Below are 923 nucleotides of genomic sequence, written 5' to 3' on the forward strand. Positions count from 1 at the left end.
TAGGTAGTGTCCCTTAATTATATAATCTCCGGCAAAAGAGTCGAATACAGCCTAATTTCACCATCGACAGATAGTTTCGTGCTGTTTTTTCATAGCGTGTTGCAATACGTCGATTACCTTTCAAAAAACCAAAACAGCGTTCGACAACATTACGGTCACAATAAGCCTGTTCATCAAATTGTGTACGACCATCACTATTCCCTTTTTCATTGATTTTATAAGGAATAATGCTCTTTATTCTCAATTTGCGCAGGTAACCGCGGAGTTTTCTTCCCGAATAGCCTTTATCTGCCAACACCGCTTTGCCACGCCGTTTCATAAAACCATTCTTGCGTTGGACGCCAATGCCATCGAGCAAAGGAATAGCCGTTTGACTTTCATGGGCCTGGCCTGCCGTCAACATCAGGTTGAGTGGGAAGCCCTTTCCGTCAGTTGCCAGGTGGATTTTGGTGCCATAACCACCGCGTGAGCGACCCAACGCATGATCGTCAGCGATATCGGGATGTTTTTTTTCGCCCCGGCAGCATCTTTACTGGCACGAACATGGCTGCCATCCAGACAAATTTCAGACCAGTCTATGAGGCATTTTTCATCCAGAATGGACAGTAATCGGTTAAATATCTTATTGATAATGCCTGATTTTGACCAACGGTTAAATCGGTTATAAACCGTTTTCCAGGGACCGTAGCGTTCAGGCAAATCGCGCCACGGCGCACCTGAACATAACACCCAGAACATCCCATTCATCACACTGCGGTGTTCAACATGTGGACGTCCTGCCTGCCCTGAACGTACAGGGGGCAAACAAGATTCTATCAATATCCAAGCATCATCAGAAATGTCGTAACGTGCCACTATTTTGTTCCTGCATCGAAATCAATCAGATAATAATACTATTAATTGATATTAAGGGACACAGCCTA

The 923-nt window shown here is 44.6% G+C and carries 1 protein-coding gene; it reads right to left on the reverse strand.

Annotated features, from left to right (window positions below):
* Positions 1–13: 13 nt before the first annotated feature.
* A protein-coding gene (locus AM629_RS23140; protein WP_149617651.1) for an IS5 family transposase occupies positions 14–855 on the reverse strand; the annotation gives its coding sequence in 2 pieces (ribosomal slippage) (positions 14–513 and positions 513–855; 843 coding nt in all).
* Positions 856–923 lie beyond the last annotated feature (68 nt).

It is taken from the genome of Photorhabdus heterorhabditis, from assembly GCF_001280945.1.
GTDB lineage: Bacteria > Pseudomonadota > Gammaproteobacteria > Enterobacterales > Enterobacteriaceae > Photorhabdus > Photorhabdus heterorhabditis.